This is a genomic window from Streptomyces sp. NPDC086777 (assembly GCF_040702065.1).
In the GTDB taxonomy this organism is placed as follows: domain Bacteria; phylum Actinomycetota; class Actinomycetes; order Streptomycetales; family Streptomycetaceae; genus Streptomyces.
The window spans coordinates 166,514-193,450 of sequence record NZ_JBFBJI010000002.1 but is presented as its reverse complement, the minus strand read 5'-3'; the positions used below and the strand labels follow the sequence as shown (position 1 = coordinate 193,450).

General features: G+C 69.7%; 21 protein-coding genes. 8 read left to right on the top strand and 13 right to left on the bottom strand.

Features of this window, described 5'->3' with window-relative positions; all coding sequences use genetic code 11:
• Window positions 1-7 precede the first annotated feature (7 nt).
• Entirely contained in the window at window positions 8-1,267 is a 1,260-nt protein-coding gene (locus AB0472_RS03440) for an MFS transporter (protein ID WP_366353001.1), read from the bottom strand.
• An 88-nt stretch (window positions 1,268-1,355) separates the two neighbouring features.
• Between AB0472_RS03440 and AB0472_RS03435 the strand changes: the two genes are divergently transcribed.
• Window positions 1,356-2,372 (top strand): LacI family DNA-binding transcriptional regulator, encoded by a 1,017-nt coding sequence (locus AB0472_RS03435; RefSeq protein WP_366353000.1) that lies wholly within the window; start codon window positions 1,356-1,358, stop codon window positions 2,370-2,372.
• A gap of 73 nt (window positions 2,373-2,445) precedes the next feature.
• On the opposite strand, the gene prcA is transcribed toward AB0472_RS03435, so the two are convergent.
• The 6 genes from prcA to arc all read right to left on the bottom strand — a co-directional run bounded on the left by prcA (window position 2,446) and on the right by arc (window position 8,630).
• Window positions 2,446-3,204: a proteasome subunit alpha gene (prcA, locus tag AB0472_RS03430; protein ID WP_351958915.1), complete on the bottom strand. Its 759-nt coding sequence runs from the start codon at window positions 3,202-3,204 to the stop codon at window positions 2,446-2,448.
• A 69-nt stretch (window positions 3,205-3,273) separates the two neighbouring features.
• Complete coding sequence (prcB, locus tag AB0472_RS03425; protein WP_366352997.1) at window positions 3,274-4,119, bottom strand: proteasome subunit beta; 846 nt, start codon at window positions 4,117-4,119, stop codon at window positions 3,274-3,276.
• Entirely contained in the window at window positions 4,071-4,583 is a 513-nt protein-coding gene (locus AB0472_RS03420) for an endonuclease VII domain-containing protein (protein WP_366352996.1), read from the bottom strand. The genes prcB and AB0472_RS03420 overlap by 49 nt, the downstream gene beginning before the upstream one ends.
• A gap of 115 nt (window positions 4,584-4,698) precedes the next feature.
• Window positions 4,699-4,917, bottom strand: a complete 219-nt coding sequence (locus tag AB0472_RS03415; RefSeq protein WP_132889128.1) for a ubiquitin-like protein Pup — start codon at window positions 4,915-4,917, stop codon at window positions 4,699-4,701.
• Window positions 4,918-5,106: 189 nt separating this feature from the next.
• On the bottom strand, window positions 5,107-6,618 hold the full coding sequence (dop, locus tag AB0472_RS03410; protein ID WP_366352993.1) for a depupylase/deamidase Dop: 1,512 nt from the start codon (window positions 6,616-6,618) through the stop codon (window positions 5,107-5,109).
• 245 nt (window positions 6,619-6,863) lie between these two features.
• On the bottom strand, window positions 6,864-8,630 hold the full coding sequence (arc, locus tag AB0472_RS03405) for a proteasome ATPase (protein ID WP_366352991.1): 1,767 nt from the start codon (window positions 8,628-8,630) through the stop codon (window positions 6,864-6,866).
• A 539-nt stretch (window positions 8,631-9,169) separates the two neighbouring features.
• Between arc and AB0472_RS03400 the strand changes: the two genes are divergently transcribed.
• On the top strand, window positions 9,170-9,475 hold the full coding sequence (locus AB0472_RS03400; RefSeq protein WP_351704035.1) for a ferredoxin: 306 nt from the start codon (window positions 9,170-9,172) through the stop codon (window positions 9,473-9,475).
• 82 nt (window positions 9,476-9,557) lie between these two features.
• Here the strand turns inward: AB0472_RS03400 and AB0472_RS03395 are convergent, their stop codons facing one another.
• The 3 genes from AB0472_RS03395 to AB0472_RS03385 form a co-directional block, all read right to left on the bottom strand.
• Window positions 9,558-10,139, bottom strand: a complete 582-nt coding sequence (locus tag AB0472_RS03395) for a hypothetical protein (RefSeq protein ID WP_366352987.1) — start codon at window positions 10,137-10,139, stop codon at window positions 9,558-9,560.
• Between the two features lie 213 nt (window positions 10,140-10,352).
• A complete protein-coding gene (locus AB0472_RS03390) occupies window positions 10,353-11,255 on the bottom strand; it encodes a tRNA (adenine-N1)-methyltransferase (RefSeq protein ID WP_089103073.1) in 903 nt (300 codons plus the stop codon).
• A gap of 208 nt (window positions 11,256-11,463) precedes the next feature.
• A complete protein-coding gene (locus tag AB0472_RS03385) occupies window positions 11,464-12,912 on the bottom strand; it encodes a site-2 protease family protein (RefSeq protein WP_366352985.1) in 1,449 nt (482 codons plus the stop codon).
• A 140-nt stretch (window positions 12,913-13,052) separates the two neighbouring features.
• On the opposite strand from AB0472_RS03385, the gene AB0472_RS03380 reads away from it, so the two are divergent.
• Both AB0472_RS03380 and AB0472_RS03375 read left to right on the top strand, forming a co-directional pair.
• Window positions 13,053-13,994, top strand: coding sequence for a RecB family exonuclease (locus tag AB0472_RS03380; RefSeq protein ID WP_366352983.1), 942 nt, complete (start codon window positions 13,053-13,055; stop codon window positions 13,992-13,994).
• Between the two features lie 16 nt (window positions 13,995-14,010).
• A complete protein-coding gene (locus AB0472_RS03375; RefSeq protein ID WP_030608351.1) occupies window positions 14,011-14,682 on the top strand; it encodes a response regulator transcription factor in 672 nt (223 codons plus the stop codon).
• A gap of 77 nt (window positions 14,683-14,759) precedes the next feature.
• Here AB0472_RS03375 and AB0472_RS03370 read toward each other — a convergent pair whose 3' ends face one another.
• From AB0472_RS03370 to metH, 3 genes are all read right to left on the bottom strand, one after another.
• Window positions 14,760-16,364: an ABC transporter substrate-binding protein gene (locus tag AB0472_RS03370; RefSeq protein WP_366352982.1), complete on the bottom strand. Its 1,605-nt coding sequence runs from the start codon at window positions 16,362-16,364 to the stop codon at window positions 14,760-14,762.
• A 425-nt stretch (window positions 16,365-16,789) separates the two neighbouring features.
• Window positions 16,790-17,491, bottom strand: coding sequence for an HAD family phosphatase (locus AB0472_RS03365; RefSeq protein ID WP_366352980.1), 702 nt, complete (start codon window positions 17,489-17,491; stop codon window positions 16,790-16,792).
• 129 nt (window positions 17,492-17,620) lie between these two features.
• Window positions 17,621-21,136, bottom strand: a complete 3,516-nt coding sequence (gene metH / locus AB0472_RS03360) for a methionine synthase (RefSeq protein WP_366352978.1) — start codon at window positions 21,134-21,136, stop codon at window positions 17,621-17,623.
• A gap of 360 nt (window positions 21,137-21,496) precedes the next feature.
• Here metH and AB0472_RS03355 point away from each other — a divergent pair, with 360 nt between their 5' ends.
• The 4 genes from AB0472_RS03355 to AB0472_RS03340 all read left to right on the top strand — a co-directional run bounded on the left by AB0472_RS03355 (window position 21,497) and on the right by AB0472_RS03340 (window position 26,723).
• A complete protein-coding gene (locus AB0472_RS03355; protein ID WP_351490182.1) occupies window positions 21,497-22,261 on the top strand; it encodes an IclR family transcriptional regulator in 765 nt (254 codons plus the stop codon).
• A gap of 393 nt (window positions 22,262-22,654) precedes the next feature.
• A complete protein-coding gene (locus AB0472_RS03350; protein WP_366352976.1) occupies window positions 22,655-23,449 on the top strand; it encodes an MIP/aquaporin family protein in 795 nt (264 codons plus the stop codon).
• A gap of 64 nt (window positions 23,450-23,513) precedes the next feature.
• Window positions 23,514-25,052, top strand: a complete 1,539-nt coding sequence (gene glpK / locus AB0472_RS03345; RefSeq protein WP_093505058.1) for a glycerol kinase GlpK — start codon at window positions 23,514-23,516, stop codon at window positions 25,050-25,052.
• A 54-nt stretch (window positions 25,053-25,106) separates the two neighbouring features.
• Window positions 25,107-26,723: a glycerol-3-phosphate dehydrogenase/oxidase gene (locus AB0472_RS03340; protein ID WP_366352974.1), complete on the top strand. Its 1,617-nt coding sequence runs from the start codon at window positions 25,107-25,109 to the stop codon at window positions 26,721-26,723.
• The last annotated feature ends 214 nt before the right edge of the window (window positions 26,724-26,937 follow it).

Genomic DNA, 26,937 nt, shown 5'->3' with positions numbered 1-26,937 from the left:
CTGAACATTACGCCCGATCCCCTGAGCTGAAACGGGGTTCGACAGCACGATTTGGATCATTTTCCGAACCGGCCGCAACCACCGCACCCCCACCGGGAGCTGCGAGGACCCGCCCCGTGACCGCCAGGACCAGCAACGACACACCACCCGCCGCGCCCGGCACCGCGAACCCCCACAGGGCCCCGCCCGCCTCGACCACCGGCCCCGCCACGCCCGTTCCCACCGACGCGCCCACCGTGAACGTCGTCACAAGCCAGGAGAACGCCTCGGTGACCGTGCCGCCCGGCGCATGCCGGTCCACCAGCACGAACGCACACGCGATCGCCGGCGCCAGGAACACCCCGGCCAGCACGGTGAGCAACACCATGGCCAACGCCCCCGGCATCAGCATCAACGGCAGATAACACACCGCCAGAAGAGCCACCAGCACCCGCAGTCGCCGCGCCGGCTCCCCCGCCCACCGCCGCGCCCCGTAGACACTGCCCCCCACCAGCGCACCCAGCCCCAGCGCCGCCATCATCCAGCCGTACACCACGTCACCCCCATGGCCGTCCGCGTACGGCACCGACGCCACGGTGATGGACCCCATCGCCACCCCCACGAACAGGAACGCCGCCAGCAGTGCCAGCAGCCCGGACGAACGCAGCGCACCCAGCCAGTGCGCCTCACGCGGCGCCGACCGCCACGCGCGCGACGGCGCCGACACCACCACCGAGAGCGCCCCGAGCACCCCCAGCACGTTCACCACCAGCAGCGCCGCCTGCGCCGACCACAGCGACACGCACAGCGTCACCAGCAACGGCCCCGCCGTGAACATCACTTCCTGCGCCACCGCGTCCATCGCGTACGCCGTGTGCACCTGCTCCTCCGCACCCAGGACACTCGGCCACAGGGCCCGCAGCCCGCCCTCCAGGGGCGGGGTGAACAGCCCCGCCGCCGCCACGGCCGCGTACGCCACCGGCCGGGACCCGGTACCCGCGAAGGCGAACACGGCCATCGCCCCGGCCGACGCGAGCGCCGCGGGGAGCTGCACCCGCGGCTGCCCGCACAGATCCACCAGCCGCCCCAGCACCGGCTGACCCACCGCGTTCGCCACCCCGTACACCGCCGCGAGCACCCCCGCCAGGCTGTACGTACCGCCCTCCGCCCGCACGAACAGCACGATCGCGATCGCCGCCGTCGCGTTCGGCAACCGCCCCACCAGCGTCCCCGCCAGCAGCCGGGCCGCGTGCCTCGCCCTGAGGATCTCCAGGTACCCCGCGGCCATGTCCCACCTCCACGTTTTACGTATAACCCCGCCTCCCATACGTACCATGTGCGCTGTTCACACGTCCAGACGAAGGAGCCCACCCCCGGTGCCACCCAGCAGCACGCGCCCCACGAGCCGCGACGTCGCCCAAGCCGCCGGCGTCTCCCAGGCCGCCGTGTCGCTCGTGCTCGGCGACAAATGGCGCGGCCGCGTCTCCGAGGCCACCGCCGAACGCGTCCGCGAAGCCGCCCGCGACCTCGGCTACCGCCCCAACCTCGCCGCCCGCAACCTGCGCCTCGGCCGCACCCGCACCGTCCTCCTCGTCGTCCCCGCCCTCACCACCGAGTTCTTCGCCGGCGTCTACACCGGCGCCGCCCGCGTCGCCTCCGCCCACGGCTTCGGCGTCCTCCTCTACCCCTCCCCCGAAGGCATCGGCCCCGCCCGCAACCCCTTCGCCTCCGCCCAGGCCGCCCTCGACGGCGTCATCGCCTCCTCCATGGCAGCCGACGCCCTCACCGCCATCCGCGGCGACCAGCTCCCCCTCGTCATGCTCGACAGCGACCCCGACGGCAGCCTCGGCGCCGCCACCGTCAACCTCGACATCGCCGACGGCGTACGCCAGACCGCCGACCATCTCCTCGACCTCGGCCACCGCCACTTCCTCCACCTGGCCGCCGACATCGCCTCCTGGACCTTCGAAGTACGCGCACACGAACTCGCGGCCCGCACCTCAGACGTCCCCGGCACCTCACTGCGCACGATCCGCGCCCCGATCTCCATCGAAGACGCCCAGGCCGCCGCCGAAGCCGCCCTCACCACCCCCGGCCCTCGCCCCACCGCCCTCGTCTGCGACGACGACAAACTCGCCGCCGGCGCCTACAAGGCCATCCGCCGCCAAGGCCTGCGCATCCCCGACGACATCTCCGTCACCGGCCTCGACGACCTCGCCCTCGCCACCGCCATCGACCCCGAACTCACCACCGTCCGCCTCGACGCCGAACTCTTCGGCGAACGCGGCATGCAAGCCCTCCTCGCCGTCCTGGACGGCCGCGAACCCGAACACGGAGACATCCCCGTAGAACTCGTCGTACGCGGCTCCACAGCACCCCCACGGCAGCCCTGACCCCGCCAAAACGCCCGCGCCCCGCCCGGAAAACTCCCAGGCGGGGCGCTGAGCGGATGAAACACGAACAGGACTACTCGACGTCCCCGCCGGACTCCTCGGCATCCTCGGCCTCCGCGGCCGTCGCCGCGCCACCCGACTCCAGCAGCCGCGACAACTGCGGACCCACGATCCGCTTGAACTTCCGCTTCTGCGGACGCGTCCGGTCCAGCACCGCGACCTCCAGACGCTCCGCCGGAATCTCCCGCTGCGTGCCGTTCGACTCCCGCGACAACGCCGTCACCGCCAGCTTCAGCGCCTCCGCCAGAGTCATGCCCTCCCGGTGCTCACGGTCCAGATACGTACTGATCTGCTCCGCACTGCCACCGACCGCCACCGAACCGTGCTCGTCCACGATCGAACCGTCGTGCGGCAACCGGTAGATCTGGTCACCCTCCGGAGTCTCCCCCACCTCCGCGACGACCAGCTCCACCTCGTACGGCTTCTCCGCCGCCGACGAGAAGATCGTGCCCAGCGTCTGCGCGTACACGTTCGCCAGACCACGCGCCGTCACATCGTCACGGTCATAGGTGTAACCCCGCAGATCGGCGTAGCGCACACCACCGATCCGCAGGTTCTCGTACTCGTTGTACTTACCGGCGGCCGCGAAACCGATGCGGTCATAGATCTCGCTGAACTTGTGCAGCGCACGGGACGGGTTCTCACCGACGAACACGATGCCGTCGGCGTACTGGAGCACAACCAGGCTGCGGCCGCGCGCGATGCCCTTACGGGCGTACTCGGCACGGTCCGCCATCGCCTGCTGAGGTGAGACATAGAACGGCGTCGACACCGGTATCCGTCCCCTTCCTTAGGGTTCCGTCGAAGTCACTGGGATCACCTTGATAAGAACGCCGACGCCCTACAGCAGCGCCGCGCGGGGACCGTCCGGCTCCTCCAGGCGACGCGCCAGCACCGCACGGGCCAGCCCGGAGGACTCGTCGTCGGTGAGCCGGCGGAAACCGGCGTCGGTGATCACGGTGATGATCGGGTAGATCCGGCGGGCGACATCGGGACCGCCCGTCGCCGAGTCGTCGTCGGCCGCGTCGTACAGAGCCTGCACCACCAGTGTGGTCGCCTGCTCCTCGGACAGGTCGTCACGGAACAGCTTCTTCATCGCACCGCGCGCGAAGATCGAGCCGGACCCGGTCGCGGCGAAGTTGTGCTCCTCCGAACGGCCCCCCGTCACGTCGTACGAGAAGATCCGCCCCTTGTCCCGGTCCACGTCGAACCCGGCGAACAACGGCACGACAGCCAGGCCCTGCATCGCCATGCCCAGGTTGGACCGGATCATCGTCGACAGCCGGTTCGCCTTGCCCTCCAGCGACAGCTGGGCGCCCTCGACCTTCTCGAAGTGCTCCAGCTCCAGCTGGAAGAGCTTCACCATCTCCACCGCGAGACCGGCGGTGCCGGCGATTCCGACGGCCGAGTACTCGTCCGCCGGGAACACCTTCTCGATGTCCCGCTGCGCGATCACGTTGCCCATCGTGGCCCGACGGTCACCGGCGAGCACCACGCCTCCGGGGAAGGTCACCGCCACGATCGTCGTCCCGTGCGGCGCCTCGATCACCCCCTGCGTCGGCGGCAACTGCCGCCTGCCGGGCAGCAACTCCGGCTGGTGCTCACCGAGAAAGTCCATGAACGAAGAGGACCCAGGCGTCAGGAAGGCAGCTGGTAGACGCCCGGTGCTACGAGTGTTGGCTTCCACAAGTTTCCTTCCAGGTAAGCAGCGGCACGGCGAGCGGCGTCGGGCTTGTCCCTCAATTTGCCGATGGCCGAATTGCAGTTGAAGCACAGTACGCCTCGGACCCTACCCGTCTTGTGGCAGTGATCCACATGAACGGGCGGGGCATCTAGGCAGATCGCGCACATCCCGTACTGGGCGGCGGTCATCGCGTCGCGCTCGGCTTCGGTGAGGCCGTAGTTGCGCTTGAGATGACGCTGCCGCCCCTTGACCGCTTTGCAGGCCTTGCAGAGGGTTCCCAGGCCGTCCGAAGCACTGCTGTTCCGCGGCCACTCACCGTGCGGCTTGATCTCGCCGCACGTACGGCAATACCTGTGCCCTTCGGGTGCCTTCACCCTGGGCCGTGCGTTGAGCCCCTTGGCCAGCTGTCTCTGCTGGTGGTACGCGGATGCGCACTCTCTGCAGTAGGCCTGCATGCCATCACGCATGGACTTGTCGCTCGCAAAGGCTGCTCGCGGCTTGTGTTCCTTGCACCGCGAGCAGCGCCTCGCATCCTCTTCGCTCGCCAACCCAGCCCCCCGCCCGCAACCTTCGATTCGAAGGCTACTGGCCGCCCTTCTGAACGAAACTACGAACGAAGTCCTCTGCGTTCTCCTCCAGGACATCGTCGATCTCGTCAAGAACCGAGTCCACGTCGTCGCTCAGCTTCTCGTGCCGCTCCTTGAGGTCCTCGGAGCCCTGCGACTCTGCCGCCTGCTCCTCGACCTCCTCGGTCGAGTGCGTCGCCTTCTGCTGTCCGCCGCCGGTGTCCTTGGTTGCCATGACACTCACCCCGCTCAGTTCGCCCGACATGGTCGACAGGTCGGCATTCCTGCCGATCGGTGATGATCAGACCCTACAAGCCGGGTCCGACATCGGCCCCGCAGTTTCTCCAACGTACGGGGGCCACCTCGATGATTCCCGGGCGCCGGGGTTTTGACCCCGGCGGCCCGGTGCGGTCCGGGGGTCCGTTCAGCCGCCGGAGAGGACCCTGACCAGGTCTTCTGCGGTGCGGCAGCGGTCCAGGAGCGCCTTGACGTGATTTCGCGTTCCGCGTAGCGGTTCCAGGGTTGGGACGCGCTGGAGGCTGTCGCGGCCGGGGAGGTCGAAGATGACCGAGTCCCAGCTGGCGGCGGCGACGTCGTCGGCGTACTGCTCCAGGCAGCGGCCGCGGAAGTAGGCGCGGGTGTCCTCGGGGGGGCTGGTGCGGGCCCGTTCGACGTCGGCCTCGTCCAGGAGCCGCTTCATGCGTCCGCGGGCCGCGAGGCGGTTGTAGAGGCCCTTCTCGGCCCTCACGTCGGCGTACTGGAGGTCGAGGAGGTGCAGCTTGGCGGCGTCCCAGTCGAGGTCGTCGCGGCGGCGGTAGCCCTCCATGAGCTCCTTCTTGGCCACCCAGTCGAGTTCGCCGGAGAGACTCATGGGGTCGTTCTCCAGGCGGTTGAGGGTGTCCTCCCAGCGCTGCAGGACGTCGCGGGTCTGGTCGTCGGCGTCGGCGCCGTAGCGCTCCTCCACGTATTTACGGGAGAGCTCGTAGTACTCCATCTGGAGCTGCACGGCGGTGAGTGTGCGGCCGCTGCGGAGCGTGACCAGGCGCTTGAGACCGGGGTCGTGCGAGACCTGGTGGAGGGTGCGTACGGGCTGGTCGACGGCGAGGTCGACGGCGATGAAGCCGTCCTCGATCATCGACAGGACCAGGGCCGTGGTCCCGAGCTTGAGGTAGGTGGAGATCTCCGACAGGTTGGCGTCGCCGATGATCACGTGGAGGCGGCGGTACTTCTCCGCGTCGGCGTGGGGTTCGTCGCGGGTGTTGATGATGGGCCGTTTGAGGGTGGTCTCCAGGCCGACCTCGACCTCGAAGTAGTCGGCGCGCTGACTGAGCTGGAAGCCGTGTTCGTGGCCGTCCTGGCCGATGCCGACGCGGCCGGCGCCGGTGACCACCTGGCGCGAGACGAAGAAGGGGGTGAGGTGGCGCACGATGTCCGAGAAGGGGGTTTCCCGCTTCATCAGGTAGTTCTCGTGCGTGCCGTAGGAGGCGCCCTTGTTGTCGGTGTTGTTCTTGTAGAGGTGGATGGGCTGGGCGCCGGGGAGTGCGGCGGCTCGTTCGGCGGCTTCGGCCATGATGCGTTCGCCGGCCTTGTCCCAGAGGACGGCGTCGCGGGGGTTGGTGACCTCGGGGGCGCTGTATTCGGGGTGTGCGTGGTCGACGTAGAGGCGTGCGCCGTTGGTGAGGATGACGTTGGCGAGGCCGATGTCCTCGTCGGTGAGCTGGCTGGCGTCGGCGGCGTCGCGTGCGAGGTCGAAGCCCCGGGCGTCCCGTAGCGGGTTCTCCTCCTCGAAGTCCCAGCGGGCCCGGCGGGCCCGGTGCATCGCCGCCGCGTAGGCGTTGACGATCTGGGACGAGGTGAGCATGGCATTGGCGTTGGGGTGGCCGGGGACGGAGATCCCGTACTCCGTCTCGATGCCCATTACTCGCCGTACGGTCATGCGGCCCTCCTTGCCCGGCGGAGCCCTCGGTCGTGGGCTGCGCTCGCGTACCGCTGGCGCTCCGGTGCGTGTGCGGTGCCCGTCCCCGCACTGCGCGACTCGGCGGTAGGAAAGAGCCTAGAACGCCTTTGCGCTGGTGGGGAGATCATTTGCGTCATTGCCTTGCTCGCCTCGGTTTCCGGTTTTGGCCGGAAAAACAGTCGGCTGCGGGTACCCGGTGAGGGCACCCGCAGCCGCCCTGTGTTTTACAGGTACTGTCCGGTGTTCGCCACCGTGTCGATGGAGCGTCCGGTGTCCGCGCCCTGCTTTCCGGTGATGAGGGTACGGATGTAGACGATCCGTTCGCCCTTCTTTCCGGAGATCCGGGCCCAGTCGTCGGGGTTGGTGGTGTTGGGCAGGTCCTCGTTCTCCTTGAACTCGTCCACGCAGGCCTGGAGGAGGTGGGAGACGCGGAGGCCCTTCGAGTTGTGGTCGAGGAAGTCCTTGATCGCCATCTTCTTGGCGCGTCCGACGATGTTTTCGATCATGGCGCCGGAGTTGAAGTCCTTGAAGTAGAGGACTTCCTTGTCGCCGTTGGCGTAGGTGACTTCCAGGAAGCGGTTTTCCTCGGATTCGGCGTACATGTGTTCGACCGCCGTCTGGATCATGCTCTCGACGGTGGTGGCCTTGCTGCCGCCGTGTTCTCCGAGGTCGTCGGCGTGCAGCGGGAGGCGTTCGGTGAGGTACTTGCCGAAGATGTCCTTGGCGGCCTCGGCGTCGGGACGCTCGATCTTGATCTTCACGTCGAGGCGGCCGGGGCGGAGGATGGCGGGGTCGATCATGTCCTCGCGGTTGGAGGCGCCGATGACGACCACGTTCTGCAGGCCTTCGACACCGTCGATCTCGGCGAGCAGCTGGGGGACGATGGTGTTCTCCACGTCCGAGCTGACGCCGGAGCCGCGGGTGCGGAAGAGGGATTCCATCTCGTCGAAGAAGACGATGACGGGGGTGCCCTCACTGGCCTTCTCACGGGCACGCTGGAAGACGAGGCGGATCTGCCGCTCGGTCTCGCCGACGTACTTGTTCAGGAGCTCGGGGCCCTTGATGTTGAGGAAGAAGCTCTTGCCCTGGGCCTGGCCGGTGACCTCGGCGACCTTCTTGGCCAGCGAGTTGGCGACAGCCTTGGCGATGAGCGTCTTGCCGCATCCGGGGGGCCCGTAGAGCAGGACGCCCTTGGGTGGGCGCAGTTCGTGCTCCTTGAACAGGTCCGGGTAGAGGTAGGGCAGCTCGACCGCGTCGCGGATGGCCTCGATCTGGCCGCCGAGACCGCCGATCTGCTCGTATCCGATGTCGGGGACCTCTTCGAGGACGAGCTCCTCGACCTCGCTCTTCGGAACGATCTCGTAGACGTAGCCGGAGCGGGGTTCGAGCAGGAGGGCGTCGCCGGGGCGGATGGTCACGTCCAGCAGCGGCTCGGCGAGCCGTACCACCCGTTCCTCGTCGGTGTGCCCGAGCACGAGGGCCCGCTCGCCGTCCTCGAGGATCTCCTTGAGGGTGACGATGTCGCCGACGCGCTCGTACTCCATGGCCTCGACCACGTTGAGCGCTTCGTTGAGCATGACTTCCTGGCCGCGCCTGAGGTCGTCCAGGTCGACGCTTGGGCTGACGTTCACCCGCAGTTTGCGGCCGCCGGTGAAGATGTCGGCGGTGCCGTCCTCGTTCGCCGTGAGGAAGACACCGAAGCCGGCCGGCGGCTGTGCGAGCCGGTCGACTTCCTCCTTGAGGGCCACGATCTGGTCGCGGGCCTCGCGGAGGGTGTTCGCGAGTCGCTCGTTCTGGGCGGACACGCCGGCCAGGTTCGTCTGCAGCTCGACGATCCGCTCTTCGAGAATCCTCGTGTGTCGCGGAGAGTCGGCGAGCTTGCGTCGCAGGACGGCGATCTCCTGCTCAAGATAGGCGATCTGCTCGGACGGGTCGTCGGACCCTCGTCCCGGGCGGATGCCGCGGTTCATGTCGTCGTCGTGGGCTGCCACGGTCCTCACCTCCTCCAAGGGGAGCTGGACGCTTCCAGACCCTACCTGGGTGGGTGTCGATTGAAACCCCTAGATCACAAAGACTGTCAAGGTGTGTCGTCGGTCACCCATTGCGTTCTCCCTCGTGCCGGGTGGATACCCACTCAACGCGATTCAGAAGCGGCGTGTTCCAGGCCCGGAGTGGTCAAAACCCTTCGTTACTGACCGGAGTTGTCCGCTCCAGTGCCGGTTCAGGGGTTGTGCCCCGGTGGCGGATTTCTTACACAGAGCGACCGGCCGGATGTACTGCGTGTGCACGGCGGCAGGGCCGCGGTTGGCTCGGTTCGATCGGTCGGGTGGCCGGACGCCGCCGTCCCGCGCCGGTGGACGCGCCGTCCGCGCGGGCGCGGGGCGTGCGCGGAGGGCGCTCCGGAGGGTGCGCGAGGAGGGTGCGCGGGGGGCTGGGGGCCGGAGGTAGGGTCGGAGGCGTTCAACACCCGCCGGGGCGGGACCGGGTGACCCCCGGGCCCGGCCGTCCGGCGCTTTCGACGGCAGGAGAGATGACCGTGCAGCAGGAGGCCCTGGCCGGCGACGAGGCGCTCGAGGTCTGGATCGACCAGGATCTGTGTACGGGCGACGGGATCTGTGCCCAGTACGCCCCGGAGGTGTTCGAGCTGGACATCGACGGCCTGGCCTATGTGAAGGGCGCGGACGACGAGCTGCTGCAGGCGAAGGGGGCGACGGTGCCCGTGCCGCTGCCGTTGCTCACGGACGTGGTGGACTCGGCGCGGGAGTGTCCGGGCGAGTGCATCCATGTGCGCCGGGTCGCGGACCGCGTCGAGGTGTACGGGCCGGACGCGGAGTGACTTTCCGGCCACTCCGCGTGGCGTGGGCTGCGGACCTGCCGCGCGGACGCGGTCGACGCGGTCGACGTGGCCGGGGTGGCCGTCAGACGCTGTGGGCGGCGGCCGGGGTGGAGCGGACGAACGCGTGGCCGTTCCACTGCCACTTGGCGCCGGCCTTCAGGTCCGGGCAGCAACTGGGCACATCGTCCGAGGAATAGCCGAGCAGGGTGGCGGTGACCGCTCCGCGGGCGACGGCGAAGTCGGTCACGGTGTAGCGGTCCTTGGGGTCGACCAGGGTGGCGACGACGCGGGGGCTGGTGGCACCGGCGGCCTGGGTGAGGACGTAGACGCCGTCGGGCGGGGTGCCCATGGCCGAGTCGCAGTGGACGACGACCACGGTTTCCGGCCTGCCGTCGCCGTCCAGGTCGCCGCTGGCCTTCTTGACGACCAGCTCCTTGACGGGGCCGCAGTCGAGGGGGAAGTCCACGCCGGTGGTACTGGGCGGCGCGGCGGCAGCGGGGGCGGGTTTCGTCCCGGTCGCGGCGGTGGGCTGGGCGGCTTTGGCCGAGCCCGGCTGGAAGAGGGACGACAGAGCCACCACCCCGGCCACGGCAGCGGCGGTGGCGAGCCAGTGCATGGGGCGGGTGTCGGTGTGAGCGAGCTCCGGGACCACGGATTGCTGCACTAGGAGTGTCTCCTGTGAGGCCTGTGCCGGTGGGGGTGGCCTGCATCGTGCCACACGTCACAGTGGGGAGGGAACGGCGGGGTGGGCTTTCACGGCCGGTGGGGTGCCGCACTGTGATGGGTGGCTTCAACGGGTGAGCGCCGCCGCCGAGTTCCGTGGTGTCCGGGAACTCGGCGGCGGCGCTCGTGCGTTGCTGAGGTTGCGGGGCCGGGCTCAGCGGCCGGCGCCGCCGTCGGCGTTGGGGCCGTCGTAGTCCTCGCCGTAGGCGCCCTTGGCAGGGCGGCGGCGGCGCATGGGCGGCTCGACGCCGTCGGCGAGGCGGCGGGCGGTGAGCAGGAAGCCGGTGTGGCCGATCATGCGGTGGTCGGGGCGGACGGCGAGGCCTTCCACGTGCCAGTTGCGGATCATCGTCTCCCACGAGGTCGGCTCGTTGAAGCAGCCGATCTCGCGGATGGACTCGACGGTCCGGGCGAGCTGGGTGGTGGTGGCGACGTAGCAGCACAGGATGCCGCCGGGGACGAGGGCCTTGGAGACGGCCTCCAGGCATTCCCAGGGGGCGAGCATGTCGAGGATGACGCGGTCGACGTCAGTGTCGGAGAGGTTGTCCTGGAGGTCGCCGACGGTGAGCTGCCAGGCCGGGTGCGGGCCGCCGAAGTAGCGCTCGACGTTCTGCTGGGCGATCTCGGCGAAGTCCGCGCGGCGCTCGTAGCTGTGCAGCATGCCCTGGTCGCCGATGGCGCGCAGCAGGAAGCTGCTGAGCGAGCCGGAGCCGACGCCGGCCTCCACGACGCGGGCGCCGGGGAAGATGTCGGCGAAGGAGAGGATCTGCCCCGCGTCCTTGGGGTAGACGACGGCTGCCCCGCGGGGCATGGACAGGACGTAGTCGGGGAGCAGGGGGCGCAGCGCGAGGTAGGCGACGTTGCCGGTGGTGCGGACAACGCTGCCCTCGGGAGCGCCGATCAGTTCGTCGTGCGGGAAGGAGCCCTTGTGGGTGTGGAAGTTCTTCCCGGCTTCGAGCGTGAACGTGTAGTGGCGACCCTTGGGGTCGGTCAGCTGTACCTGGTCCCCGACCTTGAAGGGCCCGCGCCTGCGGGCGGCACCGGTCGGTTCGGACATGTGAACAGCCTACCGGGCCCTGCGGGCGGCTCGGACCAACGAGGGGCGCCTTCGGTCGTGGGACCGGTGCGGGTGGGTCGTGGGTGCCCGCGCAGTTCCTCCCCCGGCCTTCGACCGGGAGTACCCCCAGCGCCCCTTGCGGGGCGCTCCAGTGCGGGGTGCCTCGAGGGCGGGGTGCCTTCAGGGTGGGACGCCTTCGGGGTGGAGGTCAGGACGGCCTTGCCATTGCCCTGACGAAGGCGCGCTCGACGTCCGCCGCCGAGAGGACGCCGTAGATCTCGCCGGTCTCCTCGACGACCAGGTATTCGGTTGCGGGGGTGGCGCGCAGGACGTCGAGGAGGTCCTCGCCTGCGAGTTCCGCGGAGACCCGCATGCCGTCGGTCAGGTCCTGGGCGAGGCCGCTGACGGCGACCCAGGGGCGGCGGTGTTCGGGTACGCCGACGATCGCGGCCTCGCGGACGAGGGAGAGGGGGTTGCCGTCGGCGTCGACGACGACCAGGGCGCGGGCGCCGGCGGCGTTGGCGCGGCGCAGGGCCTCGGAGAGGGGGGTGTCGGTCTCGACGGGGACGGCGCGGCGGGTGAGGGTGCGGGCGCGCAGTTCCGGGAGGTGTTCGCGGAGCCGGGCCATGCGCAGGCTGTTGCCGGCGCCGGTCCAGATGATCGCGGCGAGGATGGCGGCGAGCAGGGCGTCGGTGACGGCGTCCATGCCGCTGCTGTCGTCGGTGCCGCCGCCGAAGGCGCCCCAGTGGTTGAGCAGCGGGAGGCCGATGAGGACGGAGACGGCGAGGGCCCGGCCGACCCAGGCGGCGGCGACGGTGCCGCTCATGGGTTTGCCGGTGATCTTCCAGACGACGGCGCGGAGCATCCGGCCGCCGTCGAGGGGCAGGCCGGGCAGCAGGTTGAAGGCGGCGACGATGAGGTTGGAGACCATCAGGCCGGCCAGCAGGACGCCGGGGACGGTGCCGGGTTCGACGGGCTGCATGGCGAGGTAGAAGAGGCCGGAGAGGACGAGGGAGAGCAGCGGGCCGACGAAGGCAAGGACGAATTCCCGGCCGGGGGTCTCCGCTTCCTTCTCGATCTCGGAGACGCCGCCGAAGAACTGGAGCTGGATGCGGCGGACGGGGAGCTTGAAGCGGATCGCGGCGACCGTGTGGGCGAGTTCGTGGATCAGGACGGAGGCGTAGAAGGCGATGGCGAAGAAGAGGGAGACGAGGTAACGGGCGGCGCCCAGTTCGGGCAGTACGCGGTCGAGCTGGCCGCCGAAGACCCAGGTGATCAGTGCGGCGACGACGAACCAGCTGGGGGCGACGTACACGGGGACGCCGAAGGGCCGGCCCATGAGCAGTCCGCCGCCGGGTTCCTTGGGCCGCTGCGGCGGCTGTCCCTTGGCCATGCCGGAGCGTGCGGGGGACGGCCCGTCGCCCGGGTCGGGGGCACCGGTGGGTGAGCCGGGTGCGTCGGGTGGCTCCCGGTGGGCCGGTGCCGTGGCCGCCTGGGGTTTCTCCGGTGCCTGCGTGGTCTGCGGTTGTTCCGGCTGTTCGGGGTGTTCCGGTGTCTGCGGGGCCGGGGCCGGGGGCGCGGGCTCCTCGCCGGTCGTCTGCTGCGCCGGTTCGGCGTTGTCCGACCGGGGCTGCCCGCTGCCGCCGCTCACGTCCACGGTGTCCCCTCGTTAGATGCGTCTTCTCCGGTCGATGGTATGCGGCCGTCGCGGCGTGTTCTGCCCCGGCACCCCCTGTGTTGGCCGGGGCGTCGCGCGGGTTGGGTGACTGTCAGTGGCGGGCCGTATGGTCTGTGGTCATGGACAGCAGCATCGGGGACGCCGCGCGGGATCGGGGCGCGGTCGTCGCGCAGGGGGACGGGCCGGTCACGGCGGTGGCGGGCAGGGCGGCCGGGCCGCCGACGTCGTTGTCGCCGTCGCGGGCCAGTGACTTCATGCAGTGTCCGCTGCTGTACCGGTTCCGGGTGATCGACCGGTTGCCGGAGAAGCCGAGTGCGGCGGCGACGCGGGGGACGCTGGTGCACGCGGTGCTGGAGCGGCTCTTCGACGCGCCGGCGGCGGAGCGGACGGCACCGCGGGCCAAGGCGCTGATCCCGGGGCAGTGGGACCGGTTGCGGGAGTCCAGGCCGGAGCTCGGGGAGCTGTTCGCGGAGGATCCGCAGGGCGAGCGGCTGGCGCGCTGGCTGGGTGAGGCGGAGCAGTTGGTCGAGCGCTGGTTCACGCTGGAGGATCCGGTCCGGCTGGAGCCCGTGGAGCGGGAGCTGTTCGTGGAGACGGAGCTGGAGTCGGGGCTGCGGCTGCGGGGGATCATCGACCGGGTCGACGTGGCTGCGACGGGTGAGGTGCGGATCGTCGACTACAAGACGGGCAAGGCGCCGCGGCCGGAGTACGCCGAGGGTGCGCTGTTCCAGATGAAGTTCTACGCGCTGGTGGTGTGGCGGCTGAAGAACGTGGTGCCGAGGCGGTTGCAGCTGGTCTACCTCGGCAGTGGTGACGTGCTGACGTACGACCCGGTCCTCGCCGATCTGCAGCGGGTGGAGCGCAAGCTGCTCGCGCTGTGGGAGGCGATCCGGGAGGCGACGGAGTCGGGTGAGTGGCGGCCGCGTCCGACGAAGCTGTGCGGCTGGTGCGACCACCAGGCGCACTGCCCGGAGTTCGGCGGCACTCCCCCGCCGTATCCGCTGCCGGTGAGGTCGGCGGGGTCCGAGGAGGCGGCGCAGGGCAGAATGGGCGCGGACTAGCAGAAGGAGACTCATCGTGGCCATCCGCGTCCTACTGGTCGACGACCAGCCGCTGCTGCGTACCGGGTTCCGGATGATTCTGGAGGCCGAGCAGGACATCGCGGTCGTGGGCGAGGCCGGAGACGGCCTGCAGGCACTCGACCAGGTGCGCGCCCTCCAGCCCGACGTCGTGCTGATGGACATCCGGATGCCGCGGATGGACGGTGTGGAGGCGACCCGGCAGATCACCGGTCCGGGCCGGGACGGTCCGGCGAAGGTGCTGGTGCTGACCACGTTCGATCTGGACGAGTACGTGGTGGAGGCGCTGCGCGCGGGGGCCAGCGGCTTTCTGCTGAAGGACGCCCCGGCCAACGAGCTGGTGCAGGCGATCCGGGTGGTGGCGAACGGCGAGGCGATGCTGGCGCCGAGCATCACGCGCCGGCTGCTGGACAAGTACGCGACGCATCTGCCGTCCGGTGAGGAGCCGGTGCCGGACACCCTGCACACGCTCACCGACCGTGAGGTGGAGGTGCTGAAGCTGGTGGCGCGGGGGTTGTCGAACGCGGAGATCGCCGCGGATCTGTTCGTCAGCGAGACCACGGTGAAGACGCACGTGGGGCATGTGCTGACCAAGCTGGGGCTGCGGGACCGGGTGCAGGCGGCGGTGTACGCGTACGAGAGCGGTCTGGTGCGCCCCGGCGCGCAGTAGCGGCGGGACGGCCGTGTACGACAGGAAGGGCGCCCGGCTCGTGGAGCGGGGCGCCCTTCCTGTCGTTTGACCGGGCGTCAGCTGCTGGAGCCGCGGCCCAGCTCCCACAGCTGGAGGCTGGCGGAGGAGTTGAGGGCGTAGGCGACGCCGGTGATGTCGTTGCGGGCGGCGACGTACTGCTTGCCCTGCCACAGGGGCAGCACCGGGACGTCGCCGGCGACGTCGTTCTGGATCTCGGTCAGGCTGCCGGCGGCGCTGGCCCGGTCGGCCTCGCGGCGGGACTCGGGGATCAGCGTGTTGATGATCCGGCTGTTGACGTAGGGCGACTTGAGGAAGTTGTCCTTGTCGAGGAACGGCGCGAGGAAGTTGTCGGCGTCCGGGAAGTCGGGGAACCAGCCCATGCCGTAGACGTCGTAGGCGCCCTTGCGTTCGGCCGTCTGGTAGGTCGACCAGGGGGTGCCCTGGATGCTGACGTCGAACAGCCCGCTGCCGTTGAGCTGCTGCTTGAGGACCTCGAACTCCTGCTTGGTGGCCGGACCGTAGTGGTCGGTCGTGTAGTGCAGCGTGAGCTTCACCGGGGTGGTGATGTTCGCCGCGGTCAGCAGGTTCTTGGCCTTGGAGACGCTGGGGTCGCCGTACTTGTTGAAGAAGGAGTTGGAGTGGCCGGTGACGGAGGCCGGGACCAGCGAGTACAGCGGCTCGGCCTGGGAGCCGTACACCTTGGCGACGAGTTCGTCGCGGTTGATGAGCTGGGCCATGGCCTGGCGGACGGCCTTGGCCTTGACGGACGGCGCGTCGGTGTTGAAGCCGAGGTAGCGGATCTCCAGGCCGGACATCTCGACGAGGTCGACGTTCTTGTCGGTGCCGGCGTCGAGCTTGTTGATCTGGGCCGGCGACATGGAGCGGGTCATGACGTCGATGTCGCCCTTGTCGATCGCCTCGCCCATGGCGTCGGCGTCCTTGAAGGAGCGCAGGACGACCTGCTCGTTGTTCACCTTCACGCTGCCCTTGTAGTTCGGGTTCTTGGTGAAGGTGGAGGAGACGAGCTCGTCGTTCTTGACGTCGGCCTTGAAGGTGTAGGGGCCCGAGCCGTCGATGTCGAAGCCGTCGCGGAGCTTGTCCTTCTCGTAGTCCTTGGGGTTCAGGATGCCCGCGACCGGGGTGGACAGCTTGTACGGGAAGGTGGCGTCGGCGGTCTTGAGGTGGAAGACGACCTCGCGGTCGCCCTGGGTCTCGATGGTGTCGATGTTCGTGAGGAGGCCGAAGACACCACTGTCCGACTTGATGCGCAGGGCACGCTCGATGGACCACTTGACGTCCTCGGCGGTGACGGCGTTGCCGTCGGAGAACTTCAGGCCCTCACGCAGCTTGCAGGCGTAGCGCTCGCTGCCGCTGTCGGTGAAGGAGCAGCTCTCGGCCGCGTCCGGGACCGGGTCACCCTCGCCCTTGGGCTGGGACATGAGGGTCTGCACGGTCTGGCGCAGGATGTTCCAGCCGCCGACGTCGTAGGAGTAGGCCGGGTCGAGGGGCGCCGGGGCGTCCTTCGTGGCAGTGAACCCGTCGGTGGTGCCGACGACGATCGCGTCGCTGCTGCTGCTCCCGCTGTCGGATCCACCGCACGCGGCGAGCACCGGAGTGAGCAGGCCGACCACGGCCGGCAGCACCAAAGTCTTACGGTTCATGCTCGAAGTTCTCCAGAGCTGTTCGTGTCCGTGTATCCCGCATACATGGGGTGTCGAAGCGGATCACGGGGGTTACGACGATGTTCTCGCGACGAGATTAGTCGGCGCCCGCAGGACGGTTGGCAGCGGCGTGAGTTGAGGGTCCATCACGCAGGGGAACCGGTCGTGGACGGACCGAAAACCCGACAGCGGCAGGATTAGTGCAGCGTCTCCCCAATCGGGACACAAGGTCGCCCCGTTTCCCCCCGAAGGGGGGTGCTCTGCACAGTCGGGCAACGTTGTCGAGCGTCCTCACACGTGGGGAACGTCACACGCGTATTTCCGTGATGGGGTATCGGAATTCAGCCGGTTGAACAGTTGCGAATTCCGTTGAATGACCACTGCCGGGATTTCGACCATTGGAGCTTTGCACGCTGGGTGAACGGCTAGACCATTTCCGTCATCAGGCCGCGTAGGAAAGCCAGGTCGACCTCTTCCAGGGAGGTCACCACGGTACGCCGTACGGCCGGGGCGATCGGCGCGACCGACGGGACGGCGACCACCTGGCAGCCGGCCGCCTCGGCGGCGGCGACACCGGTCGCGGTGTCCTCGACGACCGCGCACCTGGCCGGATCCACCCCCAGTCCGGCGGCGGCGAGCAGGTACGGGTCCGGGTAGGGCTTGGTGCGCGAGACCTCGTCGCCGGCGACGGACAGGCTGAAGTGCTGGGGGCCGAGCGAGGTCAGGACCCGGTCGATGATGCGCCGGTGCGAGGCGGAGACCAGGGCGGTGGGGATCTGCTGCTCGTACAGCTCGGCGAGGAGCCGCTGGGCGCCCGGCATCAGCGGCAGGGCGGTGCCGATCCGCTCCTCGAAGCCGTCGTTGAGGAGCACGCTGAGTTCGGCGAGGGTGATGGCGGCGCCGGTGGCCTCGATGAGGAACCCGGCGCTGCGGGTCATGGGGCCGCCGACCACGACATGGCGCCAGGAGTCGTCGAGGGCGTGGCCGAGGCGGGCGAAGATCTCGACCTCGACGTCCCACCAGAAGCCCTCGGTGTCCACCAGGGTGCCGTCCATGTCGAGGAGCACCGCCTGGAGGGCCGAGCCTTCCGCCGTACGGGTTCCGAGCGCGGGGACCGTGCTGGTCAATCCACACACCTCCTTGAGGGACGACCAGGCCGGTTCCCATGCGGGGAACCGGCCTGCTGTGGACCGACCAGTGTACGACTTATCCGATCAGTGCGCCGGGTGGGACACGCCTCGGTGCCGGCACACCGCTCAGCGGGCGTTGAAGTACTTCGCCTCCGGGTGGTGGATCACGATGGCGTCGGTGGACTGCTCGGGGTGGAGCTGGAACTCCTCGGACAGGTGGACGCCGATCCGCTCGGGCCGGAGCAGGTCGGCGATCTTCGCACGGTCCTCCAGGTTCGGGCAGGCGCCGTAGCCGAGGGAGAAGCGGGCGCCCCGGTACTTCAGGGCGAACATGTCCTCGACGTCGGCCGGGTCCTCGCCGGCGAAGCCGAGCTCGGAGCGCACGCGTGCGTGCCAGTACTCGGCGAGGGCCTCGGCGAGCTGGACGGACAGGCCGTGCAGTTCGAGGTAGTCGCGGTAGGAGTTGGCCTCGAACAGCTTGGCGGTCTGCTCGCCGATGCGGGAGCCGACGGTGACGACCTGGAGGCCGACCACGTCCGTCTCCCCCGACTCCTCCGGGCGGAAGAAGTCGGCGAGGCAGAGCCGGCGGCCGCGGCGCTGGCGGGGGAAGGTGAACCGGGTGCGCTCGTTGCCCTGTTCGTCGAGGATGATCAGGTCGTCGTCCTTGGAGACGCACGGGAAGTAGCCGTAGACCACGGCCGCTTCCAGCAGGTTCTCCGTCTGGAGCTGGTCGAGGAGGCCGCGCAGCCTGGGCCGGCCCTCGGTCTCGACGAGCTCCTCGTAGGAGGGTCCCTCGCCGGTGCGGGCCTGCTTGAGGCCCCACTGGCCCTTGAAGAGGGCGCCCTCGTCGAGCCAGCTCGCGTACTCCTTGAGCTGGATGCCCTTGATGACGCGGGTGTCCCAGAACGGCGGGGTGGGCACCGGGTTGTCGACGGCGACGTCGGAGCGGACGTGGCCCTCCTCGGGCCGCTCCTCGACCTCGACGACGGCGGTCTGCCGGACCCGGCGCTGCTTGAGCTCGGGGAGGCTGGCGCCGGGCACGCCGCGCTTGACGCCGATGAGTGCGTCCATGAGGCGCAGGCCCTCGAAGGCGTCGCGGGCGTAGCGGACCTCGCCCTCGTAGAGCTCGTACAGGTCCTGCTCGACGTAGGCGCGGGTGAGGGCGGCGCCGCCGAGGATGACCGGGTAGGTGGCCGCGAGGCCGCGCTGGTTGAGCTCCTCCAGGTTCTCCTTCATGATCACCGTGGACTTGACGAGCAGGCCGGACATGCCGATGACGTCGGCCCGGTGCTCGTCGGCGGCCTCGAGGATCGCGGAGACGGGCTGCTTGATGCCGAGGTTGACGACGTTGTAGCCGTTGTTGGACAGGATGATGTCGACGAGGTTCTTGCCGATGTCGTGGACGTCGCCGCGCACCGTGGCCAGCACGATGGTGCCCTTGCCCTCGGCGTCCGACTTCTCCATGTGCGGTTCGAGGTGGGCGACCGCGGACTTCATGACCTCGGCGGACTGGAGGACGAACGGCAGCTGCATCTGGCCGGAGCCGAACAGTTCGCCGACGACCTTCATGCCGTCCAGCAGGGTCTCGTTGACGATGTCCAGGGCGGGGCGGCTCTGCAGGGCCTCGTCGAGGTCGGCCTCCAGGCCGTTCTTCTCGCCGTCGATGATGCGGCGCTTGAGGCGCTCCTCCAGCGGGAGGGCGGCCAGTTCCTCGGCCTTGCCGGCCTTGAGGGACTTGGCGGTGGCGCCCTCGAACAGGGCCATCAGCTTCTGCAGCGGGTCGTAGCCCTCGGCGCGACGGTCGTACACGAGGTCGAGGGCGGTCTGCACCTCCTCCTCGGAGAACCGGGCGATCGGCAGGATCTTGCTGGCGTGCACGATCGCCGAGTCCAGGCCGGCCTTGACGCATTCGTCGAGGAAGACGGAGTTCAGCAGGATGCGGGCGGCCGGGTTGAGGCCGAAGGAGATGTTGGACAGGCCGAGGGTGGTCTGGACGTCCGGGTGGCGGCGCTTGAGCTCGCGGATGGCCTCGATGGTGGCGATGCCGTCCTTGCGGGACTCCTCCTGACCGGTGCAGATGGTGAAGGTCAGGGTGTCGATCAGGATGTCCGACTCGTGGATGCCCCAGTTCCCGGTCAGGTCGTCGATCAGCCGTTCGGCGATCTCGACCTTCTTCTCGGGGGTGCGGGCCTGGCCCTCCTCGTCGATGGTCAGCGCGATCAGCGCGGCGCCGTGCTCCCGCGCCAGCCGGGTGACCTTCGCGAAGCGGGACTCCGGGCCGTCGCCGTCCTCGTAGTTGACGGAGTTGATGACCGCGCGGCCGCCGAGCTTCTCCAGGCCGGCCTGGATGACGTCCACCTCGGTGGAGTCGAGGACGATCGGCAGGGTGGAGGCGGTGGCGAAGCGGCCGGCCAGTTCCTCCATGTCGGCGACGCCGTCGCGGCCGACGTAGTCCACGCAGAGGTCCAGCATGTGGGCGCCCTCGCGGATCTGCTCGCGGGCCATCTCCACGCAGTCGTCCCAGCGGGCGGCCAGCATGGCCTCGCGGAACTTCTTGGACCCGTTGGCGTTGGTGCGCTCGCCGATGGCCAGGTAGGAGGTGTCCTGGCGGAAGGGCACGGTCTGGTAGAGGGAGGCGGCGCCGGGCTCGGGGCGCGGGCTGCGCCCGGGCGGGGTGACGCCCCGGACCTTCTCCACGACCTGGCGCAGGTGCTCGGGGGTGGTGCCGCAGCAGCCGCCGATGAGGGAGAGGCCGTAGTCGCGGACGAAGTTGTCCTGGGCCTCGGCCAGGCCCTCGGGGCCGAGCGGGAAGTGGGCGCCGTCCTTGGTCAGGACCGGCAGGCCCGCGTTCGGCATGCACAGCAGCGGGATGCGCGAGTGCCGGGTGAGGTAGCGCAGGTGCTCGCTCATCTCGGCGGGGCCGGTCGAGCAGTTCAGGCCGATCATGTCGATGCCGAGCGGCTCCAGGGCGGTGAGCGCGGCGCCGATCTCGGAGCCGAGCAGCATGGTGCCGGTGGTCTCGAAGGCCATGGAGACCAGGAGCGGGACCTCGGTGCCGAGGGCCGCCATGGCGCGGCGGGCGCCGAGGACGGAGGCCTTGGTCTGCAGGAGGTCCTGGGTGGTCTCGACGATCAGGGCGTCGGCGCCGCCGGTGAGCAGGCCCTCGGCGTTCTGCTGGAAGCCGTCGCGGATGGTGACGTACGGCACGTGCCCGAGGGTGGGCAGCTTGGTGCCGGGGCCGATGGAGCCGAGGACCCAGCGCTGCCGGCCGTCCCGGGCGGTGAAGTCGTCGGCGGTCTCGCGGGCGATGCGGGCGCCGGCCTCGGACAGCTCGTGGACGCGGTCGGCGATGTCGTACTCGGCCATCGCCGCGTGGTTCGCCCCGAAGGTGTTCGTCTCCACGCAGTCCACGCCGACCGAGAAGTACGCCTCGTGGACGGAGCGGACGATGTCGGGGCGGGTGAGGTTGAGGATCTCGTTGCAGCCCTCGAGATTCTCGAAGTCCTCCAGGGTGGGGTCCTGCGCCTGGAGCATGGTGCCCATGGCTCCGTCGGCGACCACCACGCGTGTGGCGAGCGCCTCCCGGAGCGCGGACACCCGGGTCCGGCTGTCGGCGGAAGGGGACGGTGGCAACGAGGCCATGAAGGGCTCCCTTGGATGCGACGGCTGTCGGCTATGCGGCTTCCCCGGGTGGACCCGGCTATGGACGCACGGCGCCAGCGTAACCGGGAGTGGGCTTGGATGGGCAGGGCGTCCATGTGGCGGACGAGTGGCCGGCGGGGCGGGCAGTATGACGCCGGCCATGGCGTTTCGGCCGCTCACGGGTCATGGTGCGGGGCGGACGCGTGTGGCCGGGCACCGAAGGGTGGGCCACGCGTGAAGTAACGGATGTCGACGGAGCATTAGCGGTGAGTCGGCATGGACCGGTAGTGTTCGGCATTGCCGAACGATGGTTACGGCGTCGTGACGGTGAGGGTCACAGGGGACGGAGGCATAACGGCGATGGCACGGAACATCCAGTCGCTCGAACGGGCGGCCGCGATGCTGCGGCTGCTCGCGGGCGGCGAGCGACGGCTCGGCCTGTCGGACATCGCCTCGTCGCTGGGCCTCGCCAAGGGCACCGCCCACGGGATACTGCGCACCCTCCAGCAGGAGGGGTTCGTCGAGCAGGACGACGTCTCGGGCCGCTACCAGCTGGGCGCCGAGCTGCTCCGGCTCGGCACCACCTACCTGGACATCCACGAGCTGCGGGCGCGGGCGCTGGTGTGGACGGACGACCTGGCCCGCTCCAGCGGGGAGAGCGTCTACCTGGGCGTGCTCCACCAGCAGGGCGTGCTGATCGTGCACCACGTCTTCCGGCCCGACGACAGCCGGCAGGTGCTGGAGATCGGCGCCATGCAGCCGCTGCACTCCACGGCCCTCGGCAAGGTGCTGTCGGCCTACGACCCCGTGGCGCACAGCGAGGCGCTGGAGGCCGACCGCAAGCCCTTCACCGACCGCACCACCTGCGACCTGGACGCCTTCGAGCACATCCTGGACATCACGCGGGCCCGGGGCTACGCGGCCGACGTTGAGGAGACGTGGGAGGGCGTGGCCTCGGTCGCGGCCCCGATCCACGACCGCCGCCGGATGCCGGTGGGCGCGGTGGGCATCACCGGTGCGGTGGAGCGGCTCTGCAAGGACGGGGAGCTGCGGCCCGACCTGATCGCGGCGGTGCGGGACTGCGCCCGTGCGGTCTCGCGGGACCTGGGCGCGGGCCGGTTCTGACGGCACACCCCGGCACACCCTTGATCGACGACCGAGGCCGGTTCGCATGTGGCGGACCGGCCTCAGCCGTACCCTGAGATGGACATAACAGGGCAAATGCGCAGATCAGCGGAGTTTACGCAGGACACCCGGCGGACAACCCGACTCGGCCCGACTCATCGATAACCCACAGCAATCAATAACGATCGCGTTTTCGATAACAGAACTCTTGACGCACGCGTAACGCCGGGGCAAGACTCCCGTCCATCGGTCGGCATTGTCGAACACCTACCGGCAATACGCGCTAGAGTGTGACAACGCCAAAGGCCGACATCGCTCTCACCCCCGAGGGCGCCAACACCCCGAAGGGACTCGGGGTTCGGCTTCCCTGGACGAAGGACAAAGGAGTCGCGGGTGTCCAGCTCCGACATCTTCATCGGCGAGACCATCGGTACCGCCATACTCATCCTGCTCGGCGGTGGCGTCTGCGCCGCCGTGACCCTCAAGGCCTCCAAGGCCCGCAACGCCGGCTGGCTCGCCATCGCCTTCGGTTGGGGCTTCGCCGTCATGACGGCCGTCTACATCTCCGGACCGCTGTCCGGTGCCCACCTCAACCCGGCCGTCACCGTCGCTCTCGCCATCAAGAACAGCGACTGGAGCAACGTCCCGGTCTACTTCGCCGGCCAGCTGCTCGGCGCGATGATCGGCGCCTCCCTGGTGTGGGTCGCCTACTACGGCCAGTTCCACGCGCACCTCACCGACAAGGAGATCGTCGGCGGTCCGGGCGCGCAGGCCACCACGGCCAAGGCCGTCGAGGCCCAGGAGAAGGGCGCGGGACCGGTCCTCGGCATCTTCTCCACCGGCCCGGAGATCCGGAACGCGGTCCAGAACCTCGCCACGGAGATCATCGGCACCGTCGTGCTGATCCTCGCGGTCCTCACCCAGGGCCTCAACGACAAGGGCAACGGCCTCGGCGTGCTGGGCGGCCTGATCACCGCCCTGGTGGTCGTCTCGATCGGTCTCTCGCTCGGCGGCCCGACGGGCTACGCCATCAACCCGGCCCGTGACCTCGGCCCGCGCATCGTGCACGCGCTCCTCCCCCTGCCCAACAAGGGTGGTTCCGACTGGAGCTACGCCTGGATCCCGGTCGTCGGCCCGCTGATCGGCGGAGCCATAGCCGCGGGTATCTACAACGTCGCCTTCGCCTAGACAGCAGGCCTCGCCGCAGAAGCAGACGTACCGCCACACACCACGGATCTTTGAGGAGCACACAGTGACCGACGCCCACACCGCGGGTCCCTTCATCGCCGCGATCGACCAGGGCACGACCTCCAGCCGCTGCATCGTCTTCGACAAGGACGGCCGTATCGTCTCGGTCGACCAGAAGGAGCACGAGCAGATCTTCCCGAAGCCGGGCTGGGTCGAGCACAACGCCAACGAGATCTGGACCAACGTCCAGGAGGTCGTCGCCGGGGCCATCCAGAAGGCCGGCATCACCCGCGACGACATCAAGGCCATCGGCATCACCAACCAGCGCGAGACCACCGTGCTGTGGGACAAGAACACCGGTGAGCCCGTCCACAACGCCATCGTCTGGCAGGACACCCGCACCGACGCCCTCTGCCGGGAGCTCGGTCGCAACGTCGGCCAGGACCGCTTCCGCCGCGAGACCGGCCTTCCGCTGGCCTCCTACTTCGCCGGCCCCAAGGCCCGCTGGCTGCTCGACCACGTCGACGGCCTCAAGGAGCGCGCCGAGGCGGGCGACATCCTCTTCGGCACCATGGACACCTGGGTCATCTGGAACCTGACCGGCGGTGTCAACGGCGGCAAGCACGTCACCGACGTGACCAACGCCTCCCGCACCCTGCTCATGAACCTGCACACCATGCAGTGGGACGACAAGATCGCCGAGTCCATCGGGGTGCCCCTGCAGATCCTGCCCGAGATCCGCTCCTCCGCGGAGGTCTACGGCGAGGTCACCGGCGGCAAGCTCGGCGACCTGCTCGGCGGCATCCCGGTCGCCTCCGCGCTCGGCGACCAGCAGGCGGCCCTGTTCGGCCAGTGCTGCTTCTCCGAGGGCGAGGTCAAGTCCACCTACGGCACCGGCACCTTCATGGTGATGAACACCGGTGACAAGATCATCAACTCCTACGCGGGCCTGCTGACCACGGTCGGCTACAAGATCGGCGACCAGCCGACCCAGTACGCGCTGGAGGGCTCGATCGCCGTCACCGGCTCGCTGGTGCAGTGGATGCGCGACCAGATGGGCCTGATCTCGACCGCGGCCGAGATCGAGACGCTCGCGCTCTCGGTCGAGGACAACGGCGGCGCCTACTTCGTGCCGGCCTTCTCCGGCCTGTTCGCCCCGCACTGGCGCTCCGACGCCCGCGGTGTCATCGCCGGCCTGACCCGGTACGTCACCAAGGCGCACCTGGCCCGCGCCGTCCTGGAGGCCACCGCCTGGCAGACCCGCGAGATCGCGGACGCCATGGTGAAGGACTCCGGCGACGAGCTGGTGGCCCTCAAGGTCGACGGTGGCATGACCGCCAACAACCTGCTGATGCAGACCCTCGCCGACGTCCTGGACGCACCCGTGGTGCGCCCGATGGTCGCCGAGACCACCTGCCTCGGCGCCGCCTACGCCGCCGGCCTCGCCGTCGGCTTCTGGTCCAGCACCGACGAACTGCGCGCCAACTGGCGCCGGGCCGCCGAGTGGACCCCCCGCATGGACGCGGAGACCCGCGACCGTGAGTACAAGAACTGGCTCAAGGCCGTCGACCGGACCATGGGCTGGATCGACGACGAGAGCTGACGAGAGCGTGCACCGCTCTCACGATCGAGCTCTGACGAGGAGTAAGAACCCGACATGACCAGTCAGTCCACCCTGCAGTCCGTACCTGCCCTGGGGACGCACCCGGCCTCCGGCTCGCTTCCGAGCCGCGCCGAGACCAGGGAGCAGCTCTCCAAGGCGTCGTACGACCTTCTCGTGATCGGCGGCGGCATCCTGGGCATCTCCACCGCCTGGCACGCCGCGCAGTCCGGGCTCAGGGTGGCACTGGTCGACGCCGGCGACTTCGCCGGCGCCACCTCCTCCGCCTCCTCCAAGCTGCTCCACGGCGGTCTGCGCTACCTGCAGACCGGCGCGGTGAAGCTGGTGGCGGAGAACCACTTCGAGCGCCGTGCGGTCTCCCGCCAGGTGGCCCCCCACCTGGCGAACCCGCTCACCTTCTACCTCCCCGTGTACAAGGGCGGTCCGCACGGCGCGGCGAAGCTCGGGGCGGGCGTGTTCGCCTACTCCGCGCTCTCCGCGTTCGGTGACGGCGTCGGCCACCTGCTCTCCCCCGCGCGGGCCCAGCGGGACGTGCCGGAGCTGCGTACCGAGAACCTCAAGGCCGTCGCGGTGTACGGCGACGACCAGATGAACGACGCGCGCATGGCGCTGATGACGGTCCGCGCGGCCGTCGAGGCGGGCGCGGTCGTCCTGAACCACGCCCAGGTCACCGGGCTGCGCTTCACCCGGGGCCGGGTGACCGGTGCCGACCTGAAGGACGCGGTCTCCGGCGAGGAGTTCGGCGTCAACGCCCGCCTGGTGCTGAACGCGACCGGCCCCTGGGTCGACCACCTGCGCCGGATGGAGGACCCGAACGCGGCCCCCTCCATCCGTCTCTCCAAGGGCGCCCACCTGGTCCTGAAGCGGACCGCGCCGTGGAAGGCCGCGCTGGCCACCCCCATCGACAAGTACCGGATCACCTTCGCCCTCCCCTGGGAGGACATGCTGCTGCTCGGCACCACCGACGAGGAGTACGAGGGCGACCCGGCGGACGTCTCCGTCACCGACAAGGACATAGCCCAGATCCTGGACGAGGCCGCGTTCTCCGTCCGGGACCAGCAGCTCGAGCGCGACCTGATCACCTACGCCTTCGCCGGCCTGCGGGTGCTGCCGGGCGGCCCCGGCGACACCGCCAAGGCCAAGCGGGAGACCGTGGTCACCGAGGGCCGGGGCGGCATGCTGTCCGTCGCGGGCGGCAAGTGGACCACCTTCCGGCACATCGGCCGCACCGTGATGGAGAAGCTGGAGGCGCTGCCGGGCCACCCGCTGGGCGACGACTTCGAGCCCATCGCCTCGCTGCCCAAGAAGCTGCCGCTGCCCGGCGTCGCCAACCCCCGTGCCGTCGCCCACCGACTGCTGGTGGACAACCCGGCCCCGGGCCCGCGGATGGCCGCCGACACGGCGAAGCACCTGGCCACCCACTACGGTTCGCTGGCCTTCGACATCGCGCGCCTGGCCAACGAGGACCCGCTGCTGGCCGAGCGCGTCCACCCGGACGCCCCGGAGATCTGGGCGCAGGTCGTCTGGGCCCGCGACCACGAGTGGGCCGAGACCGCGGACGACGTGCTGCGCCGCCGTACCACCCTGACCATCCGCGGCCTGGCCACGGACGACGTCCGGGCCAAGGTCCAGGGCCTGCTCGACAAGAGGTGACCCCAGGAACAGGCGGCTGCCGGGTCCTCCCCTGACCGTCCCGGCAACCGCTGAAGACCCGGCCCCGCCGTACCGGGGGCGGGCGACAGGAGGGGCGGCTCCCATCCCCTGGGGAGCCGCCCCTCTCGCATGCCCGCCGCACGGCGGTATGCCGTCGCCTCGTGCCTCCGGTACCTGCCCGCACGGCGCCTCTCACCACCAACCGCCCCCCGAA